The organism is Nitrosomonas sp. Nm58 (assembly GCF_900107335.1).
In the GTDB taxonomy this organism is placed as follows: domain Bacteria; phylum Pseudomonadota; class Gammaproteobacteria; order Burkholderiales; family Nitrosomonadaceae; genus Nitrosomonas.
Window position 1 is genome coordinate 1 of sequence record NZ_FNPQ01000085.1, and the last position, 5691, is coordinate 5691.

The 5691-nt window shown below is 44.8% G+C and carries 2 protein-coding genes, 1 tRNA gene and 3 pseudogenes; 3 read left to right on the forward strand and 3 right to left on the reverse strand.

The features are described 5' to 3' along the window. The first annotated feature begins 334 nt into the window (after positions 1-334). The gene (locus BLW34_RS14780) at positions 335-538 is read left to right on the forward strand and encodes a cold-shock protein (protein WP_090581205.1); all 204 of its coding nucleotides are present in this window, start codon (positions 335-337) and stop codon (positions 536-538) included. A gap of 1108 nt (positions 539-1646) precedes the next feature. After that, positions 1647-2484: pseudogene (locus BLW34_RS14785) on the forward strand (IS982 family transposase). A gap of 127 nt (positions 2485-2611) precedes the next feature. On the opposite strand, the gene BLW34_RS14790 reads toward BLW34_RS14785, so the two are convergent. From BLW34_RS14790 to BLW34_RS14800, 3 genes and pseudogenes are all read right to left on the reverse strand, one after another. Continuing rightward, positions 2612-4216, reverse strand: a complete 1605-nt coding sequence (locus BLW34_RS14790; protein WP_090581208.1) for an ABC-F family ATPase — start codon at positions 4214-4216, stop codon at positions 2612-2614. Positions 4217-4526: 310 nt separating this feature from the next. Next, positions 4527-4602, reverse strand: a tRNA-Asn gene (locus tag BLW34_RS14795). 151 nt (positions 4603-4753) lie between these two features. Next, a pseudogene (locus tag BLW34_RS14800) lies at positions 4754-4951 on the reverse strand (IS3 family transposase); the annotation flags it as partial. A 376-nt stretch (positions 4952-5327) separates the two neighbouring features. On the opposite strand from BLW34_RS14800, the pseudogene BLW34_RS14805 reads away from it, so the two are divergent. After that, positions 5328-5691, forward strand: a pseudogene (locus BLW34_RS14805) (IS4 family transposase); the annotation flags it as partial.

Genomic DNA, 5691 nt, shown 5'->3' on the forward strand with positions numbered 1-5691 from the left:
GATCCTGCCCGGCACTGCCGAAAATATGATTCGAATCGCCATGATGAAAATAACACTTGCAAAATGCGTCTAATGTTTTACCAGACAGCTTCTAATAAGGATTACTCATACGTGTTTGCACGTATTTTTTTTATCAGCATATCTCGATAATCTATTGAAGCATCAAAGCTAAGTTAGGGTTAGAGGTTAACCTGGCAGTCACGAGGGACGCTTAGTATGCGCGCCTAGTCCGTTTGCCAACGTTACTGATCTATGCTTTGAGGGCAAAAAAAGGGTTGAATATGCAACTACATAATCATCACCGTATGAATTGATTAATTTTTAAGGAAACAACATGGCAACAGGTACTGTTAAGTGGTTCAATGACGTTAAAGGTTTTGGCTTTATTACTCCAGATGGTGGCGGAGAAGATTTGTTTGCACACTTTTCGGCCATTAATAGTGAAGGTTTCAAGTCTCTGCGCGAAGCTCAGCGTGTCACTTTTGAAGTGATTACTGGACCTAAAGGTAAACAAGCATCCAATATTAGGCCTGTATAAAATCGAACTGGCGCTAACAAAGAACCCCGGACTATCTGGGGTTCTTTGCAACATACTTGGCTGGGCTGAGAGCTTTGACATCCTCTCCTGTCTGAAGGCGGGAGATTCCTACGGCGCTATACGCTGGCCTACATAGTCGCTTCGGTGGGTTCTTGGGCTGAGTCCCTTGCTGCGCGACTCATATCTCCGCAAGCGTTACTTTCCGCCTATCCGGCGGCAGCCTCGTGAGAGGGAAACTTACATGTATTACACGCCGTCATTGGGGGCACAATTGCCCACTGGTAGCAAGAAAGAAGATACAACAAATGCGAGTAAAAAAACAAAGCAGCTCTCGCTGCCGCGCTATCCTTCCCCGCCCTGAAGAGCGAGGTTTGCCGCGCAACTGATCAAATAAGCGAGGCATTCGAGAATTGTTAAAAGCCAAGCGCTGAGGCATGCTGTTATATATGGGATCGATCAGGGTGGAACAGTAAAGAGTAGGGAGATCAGCATACTATTGCTGCATAAAATTACAACCTGAGACAGACAACTATGAACCCTCTCCCCTCACCAACCGAAGCAAGCGCTCATATATCCAGCGATATTGATGCGGCACCTCTTCAGTAACCACATAAACTCATTGTTCATCATCTCTATCGGCAAATAAAGCATGAATAACCATCCCGGATTCAAACGGTATCCAATGGAATTTCTCATCGTGATCTTTCACTAAAAAGCTATCAGCAGGAATCAAGACGTGTCTGGGATACCAAGACTTCCATTTACCTGCTAAATTGAATCGAGTAGCACCCAGTCTCGATTAGGAGCTACCCTGCTTTTTCATTCATGCATTTTCCTCTAGCACCTGGGTGACACCGCCATGCTGCAGCATTACAGATCATAGGACTCTGAGGCCAAACTCTTCTGACTCCATCTGTCCAAATTGTTTTGACGGCATGCACTTTCAACTTTAGAGACCTTTGCAAAAGTCCTTTCCTTGATTGCTAGTTCATTGTTTTTATTAATATTAACGTGAGTTCGACGCAAGAAAAGCTGTAAAAGGAATCCGAATTCCTTATGATGAAACGATTTTAGGAAAGAGCTTCATCACTAGAGGAGTCAGGTTCCGATGGATACTATAGCGATTTTTTGTGCGATAGACGACTTTTGCCAGGAGTTTGAGTCGTGGTGGGTGTAGCGCTTGCTGGAATCCTCGTTGAAGCCGCGTCAGCGACGAGGGGAACTGTGTCTTAGTGAAGTCATGGCGATCGTGGTGGTGTTTCATCTGCCCGGCTGCCGGACTAAGGACTATTACCTGAATCAGGTATTGAGGAATGAGCGACCTTATTTTCCAGGGTTGGTGAGTTACAATCGCTTTGTTGAGCTGTTTTCTGATCAGCCGTTTTGGGCGCTGCAGTGGGATGAGCTTCATTGATTCGACCAAGATCAGTGTATGTCACAATCGCCGCATCTGGTCACGTAAAGTGATGGCAGCATTTGCTGCCAGGGGAAAGGCCAGCGTGGATTGGTTTTATGGATTCAAGCTGCACTTAATCATTAATGACCAGGGGGAATTACTGAGCGCGAGAATAGCGGCAGGTAATGTCGATGACCGTGACCCGGTACCAGAGCTGGCACGTTCCTTATTTGGGCAACTCTTTGGTGACCTGGGCTATGTCTCCCAGCCGCTCTTTGAGCAACTCTGGGAGGAAGGCGTGCAACTCGTCACCAAGCTGTGTAAAAACATAAGAAGCAAGCTGCTGCCGCTGTTTGGCAAACTTTTGTTGCGTAAACGCTCGATCATGGAAACTGTCAACGATCAACTGAAAAACATCTCGCAAATCGAGCATTCTCGTCATCGCAGCCCATTTAATTTTTTTGTTAATCTGATAGCTTACGCATTCCGGGAGAAGAAACCCTCACTTAATATCAGACTCTCTCAAGCTCTTCCAGTCGTGCTGATGTGATCCTTATGTCGAACTCACGTTAATATTAGATTTTTGAGAATAGGGTTTTGCAAAGGTCTCCCTTAGTTTCAACTTTCCCTAGTTTCTTGCATGGCTCAATTGCTCTGGCTGATTGCACCAAGCGCAATTATTCAAATCCTTGTGATTTAAGATAATCTTCATAATTACCTTTGAAGTCATTAATACCATCCGGTTTCATTTCAAGAATTCGTGTGGCCAGTGAAGAAACGAATTCCCGGTCATGTGAAATAAAAATCAAAGTGCCTGTAAATTTCTCAAGTGCGCTGTTCAGTGATTCGATAGATTCCATATCCAGATGATTGGTAGGTTCATCCATCAGGATAATATTCGGTTTCTGGAGAATCAACTTACCAAAGAGCATGCGGCCCTGTTCTCCGCCAGAAATCACGCGGGTAGATTTTTTTACGTCATCACCTGAGAACAATAATCGACCCAATATACCCCGTATCGTTTGATCATCATCATTTTCTTGTCGCCACTGATCCATCCATTCGGTCAACGACATGGTATCTTCAAAATCAGTCGCATGGTCCTGTGGATAATAACTGGGACGCGCCTTCTCGGCCCATTTTATCTCACCAGAATCCGGTGTTAAATCACCTGCAAGGCAACGTATAAGCGTAGTTTTTCCGATTCCGTTAGGGCCAATGATGGCGACTTTCTCACCGGCTTCTATGTCAAAGCTTAAATGGTCAAATAAAGGCTTATCCAATCCAGGGAAACGCTTGCTGATTTCTTTGATGGAAACAGCCAGACGATGCAGCTTATCCCTGTCATCCACTTCAAACTGGATAAAAGGATATTGGCGGCTGGATGGCTTTACATCTTCAAGTTTTATTTTCTCAATCTGCCGTGCACGGCTGGTTGCCTGTCTGGCTTTCGACGCGTTCGCAGAGAAACGACTGACAAAAGATTGCAAATCAGCAATCTGTGTTTTCTTCTTGGCATTATTTGCTAACATTCGCTCGCGAACCTGGGTCGAGGCGATCATATATTCATCATAGTTACCGGGATAGATCCGTAGCTCACCATAATCCAGATCAGCCATATGCGTGCAAACGCTGTTCAGAAAATGCCGGTCATGGGAGATAATGATAATTGTATTTTTGCTGGTATTGATGACATCTTCCAGCCAGCGAATCGTATTAATATCGAGGTTATTGGTCGGTTCATCCAGTAATAAGATATCTGGATTGGAAAATAATGCCTGTGCCAATAATACGCGTAACTTGAATCCCGGCGCAATCGCGCTCATCAGTCCATGATGCTGGGAAGATGGAATGCCTACCCCAAGAAGCAGCTCCCCGACGCGCGCTTCCGCAGAATACCCATTAAGTTCGGCAAATTGAGACTCAAGTTCGGCGGCATACAGATAATCTTCTTCAGTGGCATCCGGGTTGGCATAAATTGCGTCACGTTCTTGTTTGACGTGCCATAATTCTGCATGTCCCATCATTACAGTATCAATGACGAAACAATCTTCAAAAGCGAATTGATCCTGACGCAGCTTTCCCACCCGTTCACCGCTGTCGACAGCGACATTACCAGAAGTGGGTTCAAGATCCTTGCCGAGAATCTTCATGAATGTTGATTTGCCGCAACCATTAGCGCCAATCAAACCATAGCGATTACCACCGCCAAATTTCACGGAAACTTTTTCAAAGAGTGGCTTGGCACCAAATTGCATGGTGATATTAGCTGTTGTAATCAAAGGGTGTACCTAAGGGTTATTATTTCAAAAAAAGCTGACATTCTAAATGTTTTCTAGTGTTACGTAGCGCGTTGGCGCTCTTTCAATATGAAATGAGTCTAAGCTGTGATATATCAAATATGGAGTGCAGCGGATTAACTAGCAAGAAGTTCTGCAAAAATTGGAGTCCAGAAACGCAACTGATGCAGATCGTCAATCTTACTTATTTAAATTCTGTGTAAAGCTAAAGGAAATTGTCACCAAGGCCGTGATAACGGCACTTTGATCCCGCCAAAAGACAAGCTATTGATATAACTTCATGATTTATAGATGGCTCCCCGACCAGGGCTCGAACCTGGGACCTGCGGATTAACAGTCCGTCGCTCTACCGACTGAGCTATCAGGGAATATAAGACATAAGTAGCGCATATTCTAACGTTTTGGACGCTACTGGTCAACCTATTCAAACACCTCTTCAGATAGCTTAATAAGTTTCAGCTACTTATTTTTAGGTAGCGGACCTAATGATATGTGTTGTCAAATATGGAGTCCATATGATTAAGCAGCGAGTAGATTTGCATAGTATCGCTGTGTAAATTCTGCTGGCGATAGGTAGTCCAATTTTTCCTGTTTGCGCTGCCGGTTATAAAAGATCTCGATATATTCGGTAATCTCCTGTTTTGCTTGCAGTCGTGTTTTGAATTTTTGATGATGTACCAATTCGTTTTTGAGGGTTCCCCAGAAGCGCCCCTGAGGTATCCCCGAAAAATGTCATTAAGAAACAATGTGTTGTTGGATGGAATTCAGATAAAAATAAGATCAAGCCGGTCTGAGCATAAAATTTCTTTCTAAAATAATAACCTGGAAGGATAAATTTATGTCGATTATTGAACTGCTGCATAACTTATTGAAATAAAAAGTTCCCGGCATTCATGCTACCCGTCTCCAAGCTCTGATGGCTGCTGTTCAGGCTGGTTTGAAAGGAGCGTCTGTATCGATTACGCAGCTCGGGCGGTCGCTTTCCTGACCTGCCTATATCAAATACAAAATCAAACGTATGGATCGCTTAGCCGGCAATTACCATCTCAACAGCGAACGCATGGAGATATACGGCACTATGACCCGATAGCTATTGCAATCCCTGCCCCTGCCCTTGATCCTTATCGACTGGTCGCCCCTGACAACAGATCAGCATCAGCAACGCTTACGAGCAGCTTTGCCTACGGGAGGGCATTCCGTTACCTTGCACGAAGAAATTCATCCCGTTAAGAAACTGGGCAACCGTCGGATACAGCAGCGATTTCTTAGGAGTTTGCAAGCATTGCTACCAGCCGATGTAGCGCCTATCATCGTTGCTGATTCTGGATTTCGCACGCCATTCTTTCGCGAAGTTGAAAATCTGGACTGGCATTGGCTCGGGCGAATCCGCAATCGCGATTTCATTGCCCGGGTCAACTGGCCTAACGATTGGCTGGCGGCAAAGTCACTCTACGCTA